The following is a 16838-nucleotide window of genomic DNA, read 5'->3' as shown; positions in this document are numbered from 1 at the left end:
TATTCATTATCATTGTATAACAAGTATTAACTACAAATAAATATAATGAAGGAGCGGTACGTTTGAAATTAGGAGCTCGTATTCTTAAGACAGGTATAGCCATTATACTTGCTTTGTTTATCGCTTCTCTATTACCGAATGAAGCTGGTTTAAAAGCAATAGCTGGGGTCAGTGCTGTGGTAGCAATGCAACCAAGTGTCTATCGTTCACTTAAGACCGTATCCGAACAAGCACTTGGTAACTTTGTTGGTGCCTTACTCGCTGTTGCAATGGTTACAATATTTGGCGATAATGTTGTAATTATGGGTGTAACTGTTATTTTACTCATTGCACTTTTATTCCAATTTAATTTAGCTCATGTTGCTACGTTAGCAAGTGTGACAGCTTTAATTATAATGGGACAGCACACCGGAAATTTCTATGTTTCTGCATTTTACCGTTTTATACTTGTAATGATAGGTGTAACCAGTTCTTCCCTCGTCAATCTTTTATTTTTACCACCAAAATTTGAATCTAAGATTTACTATAATGCATTAAATATATGCTCTGATATTTTCGTGTGGTTTAAATTAGTACTCAATGATACTTCCGATTACCATAATATTAAAGAAGACAGAGGGCTTATTAGCAAAAGGATTAACAAACTTGAACAAACTTATGCTTATTATGCAGAAGAAAAGCCATGGTCGAAAAAGAAAACTTATTCACAAAATAGAAAAAAGATACTTTTCAAAGAGGTCGTGCGTAGTACACGTCAAGCTTATGAAGTCTTAAAGAAAATGAACCGTTATCAAAACGATTTGCATAACTTAAATCAAGAATTATTATTGCAAATCAAACTAGAAATCGATGATTTGATTGCGTATCATGAACAGATTTTCATAAGTCTATCTAAAAAAGCACGTTATGATGTGTGTCAACTTGATACACAAATACAAAACCCTCAAAAGAAAGATTTAATTGATGCATATATTAAAGAAATCATTAAAGACCCATATCAAGATGGCTATACTTATTCAAATGTGATGCAAATTATTTCTGCTATCGAGGAATATCACCATATCTTAGAACATCTTGATCGTTTGCGTATGAGCTTTTTCTCCTATCATAGAAATGATAATGAAATTGATATTTACGAAGAAGATTTTGATTTATAATCTAAAAATAACTATTACATGAAATATTTTCACACGTGGAAAAGGCGATTTCTATTAAAACAATATAGAAATTGCCTTTTTTATTAATTGCAAGGCACCTATCTAAATGTACTCATTATAAAATATAATGTATCAATGATATAGATACGGAATGTTTTAGGTACTGAGATTTTTACGTAAGCGATTAATAGCATTTTTTATAAAAATAACCCATCCAAAAGGTTAAATTAATAATCTTTTGGATGGGCTCTTTCAAAGATATATATCTTACTTTTAATATATCAATAAATATTCTTCTATAAGTTTTGAATGCTATAAAGATGTTCGTAAGCACCTTTTTTATCTATGAGTTCTTGATGCGTACCTGTTTCTACAATTTGACCATTTTCTAATACTACAATCTTATCTGCATGTGTAATTGTAGAAAGTCTGTGAGCTACGATCAACGTCGTACGGTTCTCACTCAATATGTTAAGTGTTTCTTGAATAATTGATTCACTTTCTAAATCAAGTGCACTTGTCGCTTCATCAAGAATAATAATTGGTGGATTATTTAGGAAGATTCGAGCAATTGAAACACGTTGCTTTTGACCACCTGATAGTTTTACGCCTCTTTCCCCTACTTCTGTATCGTAACCTTCAGGTAAGTTCATAATAAAATCATGTGCGTTAGCCATCTTAGCCGCTTCAATCACTTCGTCCTCTGTAGCATCAGGTCGACCTAATAATATATTCTCTTTAATCGTATCTGAGAACAGAATATTGTCTTGTTGAACTAAACCGATTTGGTTTCTCAAGCTTCCTGTTAAGTATGACTTAATATTTGTATCATCAATCTTAATTTCACCTTCTGATACGTCATAAAAACGAGGGATTAAATTAATTAAAGTTGATTTACCGCCACCACTCATACCTACAAAGGCAACAGTTTCACCTTGGTTAACATTTAGATTGATATTTTTTAATACTTTTGCTTCGTTATAGTTATATTTAAAGCTTACATCATTTAATTCAATATTCCCTTTTTTAATTTCAATCGGTTGGGCACCTTTTTTATTTTTTATATCGTAATCTTCATCCATTAATTGGAATACACGATCCATTGATGCAAAGCTTTGCGTCAATGTCGTAAATGAAGAAACAAGACGTCTCAACGGACCAAAGAGTTGCTCTAAATAACCGACGAATGCTGCTAACGTACCTACAGTAATTGATCCGGTAATAGCAAAGTATGCACCAACACCAATGACAATGATCGGACCAATATCTGTCACTGTATTGATTGCAGAGAATGAATAGGCATTCCATCGTGTATGGTTAAATGCTCTCTCTAAGAAATGTTTATTATGTTTATCAAAGTTTCTTGCCTCGTTATCTTCGATGGCAAAACTTTTAATAATAGACATACCTTGAACACGTTCATGTAAAAAGCCTTGTACTTCCGCTAAAGCTTGTGATCTTTTACGTGTTAATTTTCTTAAACGTCCAAAGAAGAAATAAACGGTTAATATATAAACTGGGAAAATAAGTACTGCTGCCAGTGTCAATTTGAAATCTAAAAAGATCATAATAGATAATGCGATGACGATAGTCACACAATCTAACCAGATGTTCATCAAACCAGTTAAAATAAAGTCTTTCGTTTGTTCCACATCATTGATAACACGTGAAATGACTTGCCCAGTTTGATTATTTGCATAAAATCGTGCACTTAGTGCTTGTAAATGCGTATATAATTTCTTACGAATATCATATAATATTTTGTTACTTGTCCATTGCGCTAAATATTGACGTAAGAACTCAATTGGTGGACGCACAATGACAAAAATAAACAAGGCAATACCTAATGCAATACCAAGTCTCATAAACTTCTCGTTTGTTGTAATTCCGCTGTTATTAATGACGTCATCAATTACAAACTTTATTAAAAGAGGTATCAACATAGGTATACCAAATTTAATTATACCGATTATTATCGTGGCAATGATTCGCCATTTATAAGGCTTAACAAATTGCAAATATCTGCGAATCATAATCTGATTTACCTCCTTATTATTAAACAAATGAAACAGCCTATGTTGATCATTCAACTAGGCTGTTGTAAACGCACAATGACTGAGAGTTAATTATGTTTATATAGCGATTACATTTATAGAGGATGGGACAAATTAGTACGCTGTATATGGCCTTCAGTATACTAAATCATTTGTCTCAACCTTACAATTTCTGTCTCACGCACTTCACTATAAACGATAATTAACTTTTATACATCAAATGTGCTTAATAATTTCTTACTTTTTTATATCTTTCGCGCCACACTTTAATAAAATCTGGAGCAAAGGGACCTTTCTTCTGTTCTATCCATTGTTGAAGGATATCTACATTTCTTCTTAAAATCTTATCAATATCTGATGAATAATTCATTTGTTTCATATGCTGTTCATATTCATCCTCGTCTAATAGATGGTATTTTCCATTTGGATAAACCTTGATATCTAAATCGTAATCGATGTATTTTAACGCTTCCTCATCACATACGAATGGAGAAGATAAATTACAATAATAGTAAACACCATCTTCTCTGAACATGCATATCACATTAAACCAGTATTCTGAATGGAAATATACGATTGCAGGTTCCCTGGTAATCCAAGTGCGACTATCACTCTCAGTAACGAGTGTGTGGTCATTACCACCTATAACAACATGATCCGTACCTTTTAAAATTGTAGTTTCAGACCAAACACGGTGGATATTACCATCATGTTTATAACTTTGTATTTTAATTGTCTGACCTTCTTTAGGTATGGACTCTTTTACCATGCTCCACACCACCTTTTATTTTTTTACATAGAGCATTATAACATAAGTCTGAGTTTAACCACGAATCTAAAATTGTTTCTTAATAAATTCATAAATTTTCGTCATACTTACTGGAAAATTATACATTTCTTTATCTGTCATTTTCATCCATGTCATTTCTTCAGGTAGTTCTGTTTTTGTATGATCCACGGCTGTCTTGGCTTCGAACACATCTATATCCCACGTTAAATGAGTAAATTGATGTTTCAAATGTTTTATCGGTGTTGTTGAAATTGGAATATCAATATTTAAAGCTTGATTTATACCCTCAGATGCAGTGGCTTCATACATTGGGAACTCCCACATATTGTTCAGTAATTTTGCCTTACGCTTTTCAATGAGCACTTCGTCATTAAGATTTTTAATAATATACACATGTTGTTTTACGTTTTTCTTTTTAATCTTTTTTGATTTCACAGGTAATTCTGATACCGTTCCTTGTTCAAATGCTTCGCAATGTTGTTGTACCGGACAAAATAGACAAAGAGGATTTTTTGGTGTGCAAACCAATGCACCTAGTTCCATCATCGCTTGATTAAACGTGCCAGATTGACTTTGTACATAAGGCGATAATTCTATCTCATATGCCTTACGTGTTGATTGCAATTTCGTATCTCTGTTGTCGTTATTTAATCTAGACCAAACTCTAAATACATTACCATCAACAGTAGCCAAAGGTTGATCGAATGCAATACTCATGACAGCAGCTTGCGTATAAGGTCCCACACCTTTTAGTTTCTTAAATATTTCTGGATCTCTTGGAACAGTAGCGGCATGATTTTCATCTACATCTTTAACTGCTGTATGGAAATTTCGAGCACGACTATAATAGCCTAACCCTTCCCAATATTTTAAAACTTCATCTTCTTCAGCTTTGCTTAAATCACTTATTGTAGGAAAACGATTAATGAATTTTAAGTAATATTCTCTTACAGTATTTACTTGTGTTTGTTGTAACATGACTTCACTGAGCCAGATATAATACGGATTCGTCGTTTCTCTCCAAGGCATTTGACGTTGGTTTTCATCAAACCAATGTATTAATTTTGATTTAAAATTAGCTTCGGAATACATAAAAAACATCTCTTTCTCTTATTATTTAAAATTATTGGTTGTGTATATAACTCTGTTATTTTTAATATAAAAGCACATCGCTTATAATAAATATAAATTCGACATGAAATGAGTGAAAATATATGGACACAGCTACTCACATTGCAATGGGTGTCGCCCTATCTGCTTTAGCTACCCAAGATCCAGCTATGGCTGGCCCCTTTGCTGCCACCGCAACCACTTTAGTTGGTGGTTCTTTAATACCTGATAGTGACACCGTTTTAAAGTTAAAAAATAACGCCACTTATATTACACATCATAGAGGCATTACACATTCAATTCCTTTTACACTATTTTGGCCATTATTAATCGCACTATTGGTTTATATATTTTTCAAAAACATAGATGTTACACATATATGGTTATGGGCACAATTGGCTGTATTCTTACATGTTTTTGTAGATATTTTTAACTCATATGGGACGCAAGCGCTCAGACCAATTTCTACAAAATGGATACAACTCAGTGTAATCAATACCTTTGATCCAATAATCTTTGCCATTTGGTGTATTGGAATTATGATTTGGGTTATGGGTGTACATCCCTATGCAGTTTTCTTTCCAATAGTAGCATTACTTGTTGTATATTACATTATCAGATTTAGAATGCAAGCCCTTATCAAAGAACAAGCTTTAAGACAAATTCAAAATGATCATAAACCAGTCAAAATCTTTGTGGCACCTACAATCCGTTTTATGGAGTGGCGTGTTGCAATTCAAACTGAAGCTCATGATTATGTTGGAAGAAGCTTTGGCAAAAATGTTGTCTTTAGCGACAAAACAAAACGCCAACCATCACTCAGTGAAGAACTATTAAACTACGTTAAAGATGATAAAAACGTTAAGACATTTCTTAATTTCTCTTCCATTTATCGTTGGCAAACTACAACATTAGATGATAATACGACAGAAGTTCGTTTGATTGATTTGCGTTATTTAAGGAAAGATCACTACTCTTTCGTAGCTATTGTCCATTTAAACCAACACAATCAAATTGATCATTCTTATATCGGTTGGGTATTTAGTGAAGATAAATTACAAAAGAAATTGTTTGCTAATTAAAACAAAAGGAGCAAGACGTTGAAATCTAATTACAACTTTTAGATTTCCGTCTTGCTCCCTTTTTGATTTATGAGTTTACTTTGTAGTTATATTTTCTGATGAAGTAGTTTCACTTGTATCATTGTCTTCTGTATCATTTTTTTCTTGATAATCTTTATTAGTAGTTGCCATCTTTTCTTGATCTAATAGTTTTTGATGATGTTTTTTATGTGCCACTATTCTATTTAAAGTGAAAATAATAAATATGCCAAATCCAATCCATATATAGAAATATAAATGATAAGGTAAGTTTTTCAAACTTTCTCTACCTAGTACTACTGATTGCGCAATACCTTGTATTAAATAGAAAAATGGATTTAACATAAACAAATGTATCAATATAGAATTACTATTATTTGGTATAAAAATGATAGGTACCATTAAAAAAGAAATAACAGTAATTATAATAAACAGAAACTTTACATTTTTTCTAATAACGGTTAACAATCCGAAAATGGTTGATGCCACTACCATAAATATAAATGACATAATTACATAATATAATAATGATAAAAATGAATGTTCTAAATTTACTGGCATGACTAAAGCAATTGCCGTTACAGCAATCAACATTAATATGCTTGTAATAGCAGAAACAACAACGAAATAATAAATAGGATTTATGTTAAATAATTTGTTGACATAATAGTGCTTTTTAAATGACGTATAATTTTTATAAATTGTGATGATGATCATTGCAAAACTGAATATACCAGCTAACCTAAAATAACCATTGGCTTGTTTAACTTCGTCAGTTTGATTAAGGTTAAATACTAACATCATTATTCCAAGCATAATTAAACTTACAGCGAATGGGATAATGAACCAAAGCCATTGTGCTTTGAATTGATTTATCGCAATTTTAAAGAAAGATGGCATTCTTTTGAAAACATTATTTTTTATCTCTGACATTCATTACACCTACAATTCAATATATATCCATTTATTATTTTTCACATCTGCCATGAAATAACCATCTCCTGATTTTACTATCCAAAAATCACTATCTATATTAAACTTTTTCTTTAATTTTGCTTTATCTTTAATTGGAACTACAAATCCTGTTAAGTCATTTCGATCGTTAAAGATCATAGACATTGGTTGTTGTAAAATTGGTGTTACTAAGCGATTATCTTTATCATCTTTTGGTTTTAATGAATCAGTCACTTTTTTATGTGATTTATGCAAATTGCCGTTGTAGAATTCATTGAATTTACTATATTTTGAATGAATATATGGTGATAAAGCTTTTAAACTGTGTTTTTCAAATAAACCTGCTGGGTCAAAGTAACGTATTTGATTTTTAGGAATTGTATATTGTTTATTATCAAGGATAATTCGATAGTTTTTACTGTTCTCACCAGTGATCGTTAAAAATGCATAACGTTTTGCAGATATATTTTTATTGTGATTCAAGCCTTTAAGTTTTACCTTATTCTTTAAATTAATTCCATATGCGAGTTTCTCTTCATAAGTATCTTTATGTTTTGTTTGAATTGAAGCATGGTTAACATCATTCCCCATATTCATTACGCCTACATTATTAAATAACAACACTGCGACAAAAAGAAGTGCAGCTAAACAAGATAATAATATAGTCCAAAATCTTGTAATCGCGTGAGGCGTATTAATATGCTCATATCTCTCTGTACGTCTGAAATTATATGATAATTCAGGTACACGCGTTCTTTTTTTCTTCCAATCCAAATCAAAGTTGGATCTTTCATCTTCCGTTTCTAATGATTGCCAATCAGATTCATGTTCTCTATATTGTGAAAATACTTCGCTCACAGAACCTGTCATCCTCAATTGACCATGTGATATCCATGTCGCGTAATTTGAAGTTTGTTCAACGCGTTCAAGATTATCATCAATTGAAATAATCGTTAAATTGTCTTCTATGTATGATTCGCTTAAAGCTATTGCTTGTTCAACAAATGTATCATCTAAATGTTCAATTATATGATTAAAAATAATCACACTTGCTTTTGAATGCTTTGCTAGTACAAATAATAAATTAGCATAAGAAATATCAGAAAGTTGATTAATTTGTTGAGACGTCTGTTCATTCAGTTGTGCTTCTTTAATTAGTTCTTCAGTTTTGTTAGTTTTTCCATTATCAGAGAAAAGTGAAACAGCTTCAGACACGTAATTATGAACCGTGTCATCTTGTTGTTTCTTATCAGAAATATCTGCAAAAAAGACATCTCTTTTACGCACAACTTTACCTTTGTCAGGTTTAATTTCACCACTCAACAATCTACCAATGAGTGCTTTAGATGATTCTGCTTCACCTATAATTGCTAACGCTTCACCTTTGTAAATATGTAGGCTGATATTATTCAATTCTATATCGTTGGCACCATATCCATAGGGTAAATACCATTTAGGTGCTTTTTTATCTCTATAATAAGTAGTTACATTAAGTAACTTTAATATAATTGAACTTCCCATCCTATCTTCATCCTTCTAAATTTTTAATAATGCGAGCGGTAAACCTTCTTCAGGTTTGGAGCTATTAATTCTAAAACCCCAAGCAAAAATACCTTTCAGACGTTCCACTTTAAAATAATTGTCTGAACCATCATTAAGTTTATAAATTTTACCTATTTCAACTTTGTTACGGTCTATCAAATAACTTTCTGCTACTATTAATTTACTTTGATAAACGTCATATTCATTATATATTCCATTCATCTCTGCTTTACGCATCTTTTCCTTATACCCTTGTATCTCATGTCTTAATTCAATTTCGCTCATTTCACTCAATTTCTTCTGTTCCATCTATAATTCCACTCTCTTCTAATTTGTCTTTAATTTTATCATATTTATAGCCTTTCCTCATAAGGGCTTCTATCGTTTTATTTACACGTTTTTGGCCTTCATATTTTCGTGCATATTTATTATAAGATTTTTCCAAATCTCGTTGCAATAAATGATTTAATTCATCTTCGGATTGAGAAATATCTAATTCTTCAAAAACATCATTGATGCGTTCAAATGTATAGCCTTTTTGCATTAATGATTGCGTGACTTTCTCTTTTACTTTTATTTCGGGGCCCTTCTTCTGTTTGGAAATCTTAGCAGCTACTTTAACAATATCATCCAATGGCTGTTCTTCTTCATAGCGTCTTACATAATCTTCTATAATTGAAGGCGAAACGCCTGCTTTCACTAACTTTTGCTTAAAAACAGTAGGCCCTTTATCAGTAGTTAGTAACATCGTATTTTTTAAGCTATTTGCATAATCTCTATTATCAAGTAATCTTTGCTCATAACAGTAATCAATCACTTGTGCGATAACTGTATCTGAAAAGTCTTTTTGTGCTAAATGTTGTTGCACTTCATAATCCGTTCTCTTTCGATATGATATGTACTGTATTGCATCATTAATCGCCTGTCTATATTGTTCGAAATCTTGAATTTGCTGCATATCTTTAGCATCAACAATTTGTCCTTTTTTTAAATTAAAATGAACAAAGGTATTTACATCAATACCCATTTCAAACTCGTCATCTAAATATAGATTAAAGCGTTCTTTATTCTTTTTTTGTACTTCAATTTTAGTTATCTTCGGCATCATATTCACTCCAATTTATAGAATAACTCATATTTTAAGTGAATGGAATTATAGTGACTACAAAATGTAAACACATTATTTATAAATTCATTTCACAAATATTTTTAATTTGAGTTCACTCATGTTAAACCTTACACTATATAATTAATTATAGAAGCTGAGACAACTATTTTGTCTCAGCTTTTTTTCAATAAGGCAGTAGATGACAGAATTTTAAAAGCGCTTATATCAAGCTTTCTCCAATCCTAGTCATCCTTACAGGGGTGGGACCACGAAATATCTCTTAGAAAATTCGATTTCTGTCCCACACCCAAAAAAAAGGCCTTCCTAAAATACGGAAAGACCTTCTGTTTCGGTAGGCTATACGCCTAATTGTTGTATCGCTTCTTTATATTGTGATTCTGTAATGTAATTTTGTTGTTTCATTTTTTCTAAGTTAACCTTTACTCGATTTACGAATCTTTCAGAGCGTTCATTTACATTATAAACACTTGGTGCATTCACTTTACTAGCTAACATTGCACTTTGTAATACGGTAATTTTTGGTAGGCTACTATTATTTTCGTTCGTTGTGGCACCGAAATAATGGTTTGCGGCCGATTCAACAGTATATTGGTTATCTCCAAAGTATATATTGTTAACATAGAAACTTAAAATTTCGTCTTTATCATATTTCTTTTCAACACGTCTTGCAACAAATAATTCCTTTACTTTTCTCAAAAATGAGCGTTCATTATCATAATAGTAATTTTTTACTACTTGTTGCGTAATGGTACTACCACCTTGAACATCTTTGTCACTCAAAGTAGAGAATAATGCTCGTGAAGTACCTTTAAAATCAAGTCCGTGATGTTTATAAAATCGCTCATCTTCCATTGCAATAAATGCCCCTTTAGTATATTTAGGCATATTTGAGGCTGGAACAAATGACGATTTATTCTCAATTTTTTTCAAATCATCTACATTTGATTGTAACGACAATACATACATCAAAATTAAAAAGGCTGCGATAACAATTACAATAGGTATAAGTAATAATAGTAGACACCCTTTGCCTTTTTTCTTCTTAGGTGGTTTGTTCAAAGGTTGATAGTAAGTATTATGTTGTGGTTGGTTGTAACGCTGTTCCATGTACTGTTGCTCTTCTTTTTTTATTCGATCGCTTCTCTTCATTCGATAGCTCCTTTATATTGCTCACATATCGTTATAAGTGAGTTTAACAGGTGCTTAAAAATTAAGCTATAGTAAAAAGTAAAAATCAGTCCAAGGGTGTATAATCAAGTCCTCAGTAAGTTTCAGTTCTTTCTATATAAAAATATCCCGTCAATTAAGAATACGTGATTCTTAATTGACGGGATTCTATTTATATGAGCTCAAACATCATGCGTTTGCATTAAGCTTTTAAAAATCGTTACTTATTTTTCATTTAATTGGTTAACAATTTCTCTATTAAAGTCATCTAAATCGTCTGGTGTACGACTTGTAACGATGTTTTTATCAACTACTACTGATTCATCTACAACTTGTGCACCTGCATTTGATAAATCTTTACGTACATTTAATACTGCTGTTAATGTACGACCATTTAAGTCATCTGTATCGATTAAGATTTGAGGTCCGTGGCAAATTGCAAATGTTGGTACATCATTTGCTGTGAAGTATTTCGCAAATGCACCGAATCTACCTTCTGAATCGCCACGTAAATGGTCTGGTGAAAATCCGCCAGGGATTAATAAACCGTCATAATCTTCTGCTTTAGCATCTGCAATACTTACGTCTACAGTTGCTTTTTCTCCGTGTTTACCAGTAACTTCACTATTTGCTTCGTTACCAATTATAACAGTTTCATGGCCTGCCTCTTCAATTGCTTCTTTAGGGCTTGTTAATTCTACATCTTCGAATTCGTCTGTTACGATAATTGCTACTTTTTTAGCCATTATAAATCACCTTTCCCTTGTAAGTTATATATTTATTATAAACGTTAAAAGGGATGCTTAAACATAAATGTGCTCATGAAAAGGCTTAACCACTATTACTCTGACGTTTTTGAAACTGTTTTAACCTTTTCTTCGAGTTGATCTAGTAACCCGATCCATTCATCAATGTCTTCTACTTTCACTTGATCTGGATTAACGTGATCAATATCGTCGATAAATTTTTCTAATCTAGATTTAATCTGATCAATTGTTTGATTTTCATCCATTATAAAAGTAACTCCTTTGAAATAAGATAATATTATATTAACATGAATTTGACAAAAATTGATATAGTCTCAATAATAAAGAATAGTCATTAATACAATACTCATAAGAGAAGATATTATAATTAAGTACGATATATACATACTTTTTAAATATGAATTGAATTTAAAGGAAGTTTAATAAATGATAAATACATATACTACAAATATCAAAGCACCTATCTCAATCAACAATGACCCATGGGAAGCCTACAATGATATTCGAGAACATAATCAACTGACATTGAGTAACGTAGAATTTACAACGACGAATTTATGTAATATGCGTTGTAGCCATTGTGCGGTTGGATATACGCTACAAACGAAAGACCCTGATCCATTACCTATGGATTTAATTTATCGTCGTTTAGACGAAATCCCCCATTTAAAAACAATGTCGATTACTGGTGGAGAACCAATGTTTTCTAAAAAATCCATTAAAAACGTTGTTAAGCCACTAATTAAATACGCTCACGAACGCGGTATTTATGTGCAGATGAACTCAAACTTAACATTACCGCTCGATCGTTATTTAGATATCGCAGAATATATTGACGTCATGCATATTTCACATAATTGGGGCACGATAGAAGAATTTACAGATGTTGGTTTTGGCGCAATGGAGAAACAACCATCTTTAAAAGCGAAATTAAAATTATATGATCAAATGATAAATAATTCGCGTACACTTTCTGAACAAGGTATGTTTATTTCCGCCGAAACGATGTTAAACCAAAGCACAAGACCATACCTTAAAAAGATTCATAATGAAATTGTTCATGATATGAAATGCCAGCGTCATGAAATTCATCCTATGTACCCAGCAGACTTTGCAAGTCAACTAGAAGTATTACCTCTGAAAGAAATGAAAGATGCAATTAGATACTTACTTGAAATACGCGATCCTGACACATGGATGTTATTTGGTACTTTACCTATTTATCCATGTATCAACGATGAAAATGATCAAGCCTTGTTAAACCAATTAAGAAATTCAACGAATGTAACGATGCGTAACGATCCAGATGGCAGAAATCGACTCAATGTAAATGTCTTCACAGGTAATGTAATTGTGACAGATTTCGGTGATGAGACGGGCACAATATCAAATATTAAAAACGACAAACTACCTGATGTATTTGATCAATGGCTAAATACCCCACTTGCTCAATCTTTAAATTGTCACTGTTCGGAGTTTCATTGCTTAGGGCCTAACGTCCTTGTGAAAAATATGTATTATCCGCAAACAGATTTCAGAGAAAAAGAGCGAATGATGCATCAAATATATAATATGAAATAATATAAAGACCGACGCTTCTAATTTTGAAGTGGTCGGTCTTTTTAAATAAGCATACTAGTATTTTATTTTAAATTTTCATTTTCCTTTTGGACTTCAGACAAGAATTCTATCGTTTTCTTACTTTCTTCTCTTCGTTCTTTTCTTCTTTTTACGCGTGCGACTGCTGTTTCATGGAACCACTTTTCCGTTTCAGTTTCAGGATAAACTTTAGGTACTTTATGCGGTTTACCTTCGTCGTCTAACGCTACAAACGTCAAGAAACTTAAAGCTGCCAGATGTCTTTCATTTTTAAATACATCTTCAATAAATATTTGAACACATACTTCCATTGAAGATGAACCTGCATAAGAGATAATTGCTTCAAAGGCTACGATATCTCCTGTCTTTATTGGCATTAAGAAATCAATAGAGTCTGTTGAAGCTGTCACAACTTGAGAATTACTATGTTTCATCGCTGTAATAGCTGAAATTTCATCAACATTTGACATTAGTGTGCCACCAAACATTGTGTGGTGATGATTTGTATCTTGTGGGAATACTTGGCGTGTCTTGATACTCTTAGACTCTGACATGGCTTTTTCTTGTACGGTCATTTTATAAACTCCCTTTTTTATATCATCTTATCTATTATTTAGCCCAATTACCATTTTCAAATACAAGTTCTTTATTACCATCTTGAGTTATACCATAGATTGTTAAATCTGAGCTACCAATCATAAAGTCTACATGAACTAACGAATCATTTAAGCCATGTTCCACCTTTTGTTCGGTAGTCATTTCTGTTCCACCTTCGATGTTAAATCCATAAGCGGAACCTAAGGCAATATGGCATGCTGCATTCTCATCGAATAATGTATTATAAAATATAGTGTTACGATTAGAAATTGGTGAATCATCAGGTACTAATGCAACTTCTCCTAGATGTTTCGCACCTTCATCTGTATTAAGTAAATCACGTAATACATTTTCACCTTTGTCAGCTTTGAAATCTACGACTTTACCTTCTTCAAAAGTTAAAGTAAATCCGTCAATGATGGTACCATTATGACTTAATGGTAGTTTATTTGTAACATAACCATTCACTTGAAGGCGATGTGGTGCTGTAAACACTTCTTCAGTAGGAATATTTGCAACGAAAGCTTGTCCTTCACTCGTATAGCTCGTCGCGTCTTCCCAAATATGTCCTTCAGGTAAACCTATTTCCAGGTGTGTACCTTCTGAAATATATTCAAGTGATTTATAATTTTTTTGTTGTAATTTTTGTGCATGTTGACTTAAATTATCCACATGTTTTTTCCAGTTTTCTGTTGGATCATTGCCGTCTACACGTACAATATCTAAGACTTCTTCGATGAATTGTGAATAAGCTTCATCTTCAGGTAAGTCAGGATACACTCTTGCAGCCCATGCTTTTGATGGGAATGCTGCTACACACCAAGGGAATTGATTTTTTTGACTTGCTTCCATGTAATCTTTATAAGCAAGTGAGTATTCTCTTTGGAATGTGGCTAATTTATCTGCATCAATCCCACTTAATAGGTCAGGATCTTGCGTAATAATAGCTAAATTAGCAGCACCACGTTTAACATAATCCATGCGTTTTTCAACTTCATATGATTTCACTTCATTATTTTCAAAATGTGATAATGGTTCGTTTTCAAACTTTAAACGTGCCAATCGATCGTCACTATATTCAACTTTCACATCTGAAGCACCTCGTTCATAAGCCGCTTCTACTATATAATGTGTTAACTCAACCGCATCCACTGTGGATCTGATAAATACTGGTTGATCTTTTTGTACATTCATACCAACATTTACTAACAATTGAGCATATTGTTGTAATTTATCTTGTAATTGGCTCATACTGCATGCTCCTTTATTTACGAATTTGCCCTAAGGCATCTGCTATAGCAGATACTTCGCTTGGTGTAAGCGATGCTTTGTTAGTTACGTAATCATGTATTTCACGCACTTCTTTTTCATCTGCTGATTTAAAGTTTTCTGGATCAATCAAACCTTGATTTACGATGTTTAATCTTTCTCTAATTTCTTCTATCATTTGTTCATTTTGATTTGACACGATTTTCACCTCTTTTTTATGTATTCTATCAAATATGCTATCGTTGTAAAACTGTAACAACAAATGCTCTTTAAATTAAACAGGCAAAGGTATAAAATAATGATTGAATAGATGAATATACGTTATTAAATAATTCGTTATATAAATTGTCTTGTCCCCTATTTTTATAAAAGGAGTTTAATGATGTTACACCTTATTTTAATATTTATTGTTACTTGCGTAATCTACTCGATGTTTAAATATGTATATATTTTTGTCAGCAAAAAATTGAAATCCTATGCAAAAACACGAGACAATTATATTGTTAATAATGTCTTACTTGCAGACCAACAAAAGCTTAATTTCATTGATTTTGTTCTCATTATAGGAATAACTTTGCTTTATTAAATGATTAATATTTGATTGGATTATAATTGTACTTCCGTCAAAAAACATTGGTATAATTGTTATTAATCAATGTTAAATTTTAAAAATCTGTTACATAAGATATGAGCCATAATTTTTATGATGTAACATGATTAAAAATGCTTTAAACTGGGAATTAAAAGAATATAATTGGGAGGTACATAATAATGAAAACAGTAGCATTTGTTTGTCTAGGAAATATTTGTCGTTCGCCAATGGCTGAAGCGATTATGAGACAAAGACTCAAAGACAAAAATATAACTGATATTCAAGTTGTTTCTCGAGGAACTGGTCAATGGAACTTAGGAGAAACACCACATGAAGGTACAAAAGAAATTCTAGATTCACATGGCATCCCATATGATGGTATGATAAGTGAACTGTTCCAATCGGATGATGATTTTGATTATATTATTGCGATGGATCAGAGTAATGTGGATAATATCAAGTCAATCAATCCCAATATTAAAGGTAAACTCTTTAAGCTATTGGAATTCAGCGATATGAAAGAAACAGATGTACCTGATCCATATTATACAAATAATTTCACAGGTGTGTATAAAATGGTACAATCATCTTGTGATAATCTCATTGATTTTATAATAAAAGATGCTAATTTAAGAGAGGGGTAAATTAATATGAGAAATAAATTAATTCCAGGAATTTTACTAGGTGCTGTAATTGGAGGCTCATTAACGTTAGCTGACAAATCTACACGCCAATCATTGCAACGTTCAATTAAAGATGCTAAAGAAGGTAACAAATCTCAAGGTTCTTCTAAAATCAGCGACCTTAAAGAAGAAGTTATGTATTGGAAAGACGTTGTACAAGAAATCAGACGTAACAATCCTGAACTTGAACGTTCATTGAAAGACGCTAAGGAAACTTTCCAACAACGTAAAAACCAACGTTTAAACGGTTAATTCCAGCTTAAGATTCAATAATATGATTTGTTCATAAATAAAATGAAGGCTCCTAGAATTTATACAAATAGTTCTA

Annotated in this window: 18 protein-coding genes; 5 read left to right on the top strand and 13 right to left on the bottom strand. The window is 31.9% G+C overall.

The features are described 5' to 3' along the window. Positions 1–62: 62 nt before the first annotated feature. Positions 63–1157, top strand: coding sequence for an FUSC family protein (locus tag NGI30_RS03265; protein WP_251518523.1), 1095 nt, complete (start codon positions 63–65; stop codon positions 1155–1157). A gap of 296 nt (positions 1158–1453) precedes the next feature. Here NGI30_RS03265 and NGI30_RS03260 read toward each other — a convergent pair whose 3' ends face one another. From NGI30_RS03260 to mutY, 3 genes are all read right to left on the bottom strand, one after another. Beyond that, positions 1454–3190, bottom strand: coding sequence for an ABC transporter ATP-binding protein (locus tag NGI30_RS03260; protein ID WP_251942710.1), 1737 nt, complete (start codon positions 3188–3190; stop codon positions 1454–1456). Positions 3191–3437: 247 nt separating this feature from the next. Continuing rightward, the gene (gene ntdP, locus NGI30_RS03255) at positions 3438–3980 is read right to left on the bottom strand and encodes a nucleoside tri-diphosphate phosphatase (RefSeq protein WP_232163077.1); all 543 of its coding nucleotides are present in this window, start codon (positions 3978–3980) and stop codon (positions 3438–3440) included. 66 nt (positions 3981–4046) lie between these two features. Next, positions 4047–5093, bottom strand: a complete 1047-nt coding sequence (gene mutY, locus NGI30_RS03250) for an A/G-specific adenine glycosylase (RefSeq protein WP_251519070.1) — start codon at positions 5091–5093, stop codon at positions 4047–4049. A gap of 122 nt (positions 5094–5215) precedes the next feature. On the opposite strand from mutY, the gene NGI30_RS03245 reads away from it, so the two are divergent. Further along, positions 5216–6193: a metal-dependent hydrolase gene (locus tag NGI30_RS03245; protein WP_251942709.1), complete on the top strand. Its 978-nt coding sequence runs from the start codon at positions 5216–5218 to the stop codon at positions 6191–6193. 75 nt (positions 6194–6268) lie between these two features. Here the strand turns inward: NGI30_RS03245 and NGI30_RS03240 are convergent, their stop codons facing one another. The 7 genes from NGI30_RS03240 to NGI30_RS03210 all read right to left on the bottom strand — a co-directional run bounded on the left by NGI30_RS03240 (position 6269) and on the right by NGI30_RS03210 (position 12015). Then, positions 6269–7144, bottom strand: a complete 876-nt coding sequence (locus tag NGI30_RS03240) for a sugar ABC transporter permease (protein ID WP_251518519.1) — start codon at positions 7142–7144, stop codon at positions 6269–6271. Between the two features lie 9 nt (positions 7145–7153). Beyond that, positions 7154–8686, bottom strand: coding sequence for an ATP-binding cassette domain-containing protein (locus NGI30_RS03235; RefSeq protein ID WP_251518517.1), 1533 nt, complete (start codon positions 8684–8686; stop codon positions 7154–7156). A gap of 15 nt (positions 8687–8701) precedes the next feature. Beyond that, positions 8702–9016, bottom strand: a complete 315-nt coding sequence (locus NGI30_RS03230) for a YfhH family protein (RefSeq protein WP_251518515.1) — start codon at positions 9014–9016, stop codon at positions 8702–8704. Next, the gene (gene recX / locus NGI30_RS03225) at positions 8994–9812 is read right to left on the bottom strand and encodes a recombination regulator RecX (protein WP_251942707.1); all 819 of its coding nucleotides are present in this window, start codon (positions 9810–9812) and stop codon (positions 8994–8996) included. Before recX ends, NGI30_RS03230 begins: the two co-directional genes overlap by 23 nt. Before the next feature lie 360 nt (positions 9813–10172). Then, positions 10173–10985 (bottom strand): monofunctional peptidoglycan glycosyltransferase SgtB, encoded by an 813-nt coding sequence (gene sgtB / locus NGI30_RS03220; RefSeq protein WP_251518511.1) that lies wholly within the window; start codon positions 10983–10985, stop codon positions 10173–10175. Positions 10986–11227: 242 nt separating this feature from the next. After that, positions 11228–11749 carry a type 1 glutamine amidotransferase domain-containing protein gene (locus NGI30_RS03215; protein ID WP_251518510.1) on the bottom strand — a complete coding sequence of 174 codons (522 nt, stop codon included), beginning with the start codon at positions 11747–11749 and terminating at the stop codon, positions 11228–11230. A 95-nt stretch (positions 11750–11844) separates the two neighbouring features. Further along, a complete protein-coding gene (locus tag NGI30_RS03210; RefSeq protein ID WP_251518508.1) occupies positions 11845–12015 on the bottom strand; it encodes an SE1561 family protein in 171 nt (56 codons plus the stop codon). 181 nt (positions 12016–12196) lie between these two features. Between NGI30_RS03210 and yfkAB the strand changes: the two genes are divergently transcribed. After that, positions 12197–13351 carry a radical SAM/CxCxxxxC motif protein YfkAB gene (yfkAB, locus tag NGI30_RS03205; protein WP_251518506.1) on the top strand — a complete coding sequence of 385 codons (1155 nt, stop codon included), beginning with the start codon at positions 12197–12199 and terminating at the stop codon, positions 13349–13351. Between the two features lie 62 nt (positions 13352–13413). Here yfkAB and NGI30_RS03200 read toward each other — a convergent pair whose 3' ends face one another. The 3 genes from NGI30_RS03200 to NGI30_RS03190 are packed head-to-tail and all read right to left on the bottom strand — an operon-like array spanning position 13414 to position 15413. Next, the gene (locus NGI30_RS03200) at positions 13414–13944 is read right to left on the bottom strand and encodes an acyl-CoA thioesterase (protein WP_251518504.1); all 531 of its coding nucleotides are present in this window, start codon (positions 13942–13944) and stop codon (positions 13414–13416) included. Between the two features lie 34 nt (positions 13945–13978). Beyond that, positions 13979–15217, bottom strand: a complete 1239-nt coding sequence (locus NGI30_RS03195) for an aminopeptidase (protein WP_251518502.1) — start codon at positions 15215–15217, stop codon at positions 13979–13981. A 13-nt stretch (positions 15218–15230) separates the two neighbouring features. Next, the gene (locus NGI30_RS03190) at positions 15231–15413 is read right to left on the bottom strand and encodes a DUF1128 family protein (RefSeq protein WP_418129309.1); all 183 of its coding nucleotides are present in this window, start codon (positions 15411–15413) and stop codon (positions 15231–15233) included. Positions 15414–16006: 593 nt separating this feature from the next. Here NGI30_RS03190 and NGI30_RS03185 point away from each other — a divergent pair. Together NGI30_RS03185 and NGI30_RS03180 are read left to right on the top strand one after the other, a co-directional pair. Continuing rightward, complete coding sequence (locus tag NGI30_RS03185; RefSeq protein ID WP_251942705.1) at positions 16007–16471, top strand: low molecular weight protein-tyrosine-phosphatase; 465 nt, start codon at positions 16007–16009, stop codon at positions 16469–16471. Between the two features lie 6 nt (positions 16472–16477). Further along, positions 16478–16762, top strand: a complete 285-nt coding sequence (locus tag NGI30_RS03180) for a YtxH domain-containing protein (protein WP_251518492.1) — start codon at positions 16478–16480, stop codon at positions 16760–16762. Positions 16763–16838 lie beyond the last annotated feature (76 nt).

Origin of the sequence: Staphylococcus sp. Marseille-Q5304 (genome assembly GCF_943737015.1) — a bacterium.
Taxonomy (GTDB): domain Bacteria; phylum Bacillota; class Bacilli; order Staphylococcales; family Staphylococcaceae; genus Staphylococcus; species Staphylococcus hsinchuensis.
Note: the sequence above shows the minus strand (reverse complement) of the source record. Positions and strands in the feature narration are given on the sequence as shown.

Coding starts and splice junctions, on each gene's coding strand:
- NGI30_RS03260 (WP_251942710.1), bottom strand. CDS start 3,190: ATGATTCGCAGATATTTGCAATTTGTTAAGCCTTATAAATGGCGAATC.
- ntdP (WP_232163077.1), bottom strand. CDS start 3,980: ATGGTAAAAGAGTCCATACCTAAAGAAGGTCAGACAATTAAAATACAA.
- mutY (WP_251519070.1), bottom strand. CDS start 5,093: ATGTATTCCGAAGCTAATTTTAAATCAAAATTAATACATTGGTTTGAT.
- NGI30_RS03245 (WP_251942709.1), top strand. CDS start 5,216: ATGGACACAGCTACTCACATTGCAATGGGTGTCGCCCTATCTGCTTTA.
- NGI30_RS03240 (WP_251518519.1), bottom strand. CDS start 7,144: ATGTCAGAGATAAAAAATAATGTTTTCAAAAGAATGCCATCTTTCTTT.
- NGI30_RS03235 (WP_251518517.1), bottom strand. CDS start 8,686: ATGGGAAGTTCAATTATATTAAAGTTACTTAATGTAACTACTTATTAT.
- NGI30_RS03230 (WP_251518515.1), bottom strand. CDS start 9,016: ATGGAACAGAAGAAATTGAGTGAAATGAGCGAAATTGAATTAAGACAT.
- recX (WP_251942707.1), bottom strand. CDS start 9,812: ATGCCGAAGATAACTAAAATTGAAGTACAAAAAAAGAATAAAGAACGC.
- sgtB (WP_251518511.1), bottom strand. CDS start 10,985: ATGAAGAGAAGCGATCGAATAAAAAAAGAAGAGCAACAGTACATGGAA.
- NGI30_RS03215 (WP_251518510.1), bottom strand. CDS start 11,749: ATGGCTAAAAAAGTAGCAATTATCGTAACAGACGAATTCGAAGATGTA.
- NGI30_RS03210 (WP_251518508.1), bottom strand. CDS start 12,015: ATGGATGAAAATCAAACAATTGATCAGATTAAATCTAGATTAGAAAAA.
- yfkAB (WP_251518506.1), top strand. CDS start 12,197: ATGATAAATACATATACTACAAATATCAAAGCACCTATCTCAATCAAC.
- NGI30_RS03200 (WP_251518504.1), bottom strand. CDS start 13,944: ATGACCGTACAAGAAAAAGCCATGTCAGAGTCTAAGAGTATCAAGACA.
- NGI30_RS03195 (WP_251518502.1), bottom strand. CDS start 15,217: ATGAGCCAATTACAAGATAAATTACAACAATATGCTCAATTGTTAGTA.
- NGI30_RS03190 (WP_418129309.1), bottom strand. CDS start 15,413: ATGATAGAAGAAATTAGAGAAAGATTAAACATCGTAAATCAAGGTTTG.
- NGI30_RS03185 (WP_251942705.1), top strand. CDS start 16,007: ATGAAAACAGTAGCATTTGTTTGTCTAGGAAATATTTGTCGTTCGCCA.
- NGI30_RS03180 (WP_251518492.1), top strand. CDS start 16,478: ATGAGAAATAAATTAATTCCAGGAATTTTACTAGGTGCTGTAATTGGA.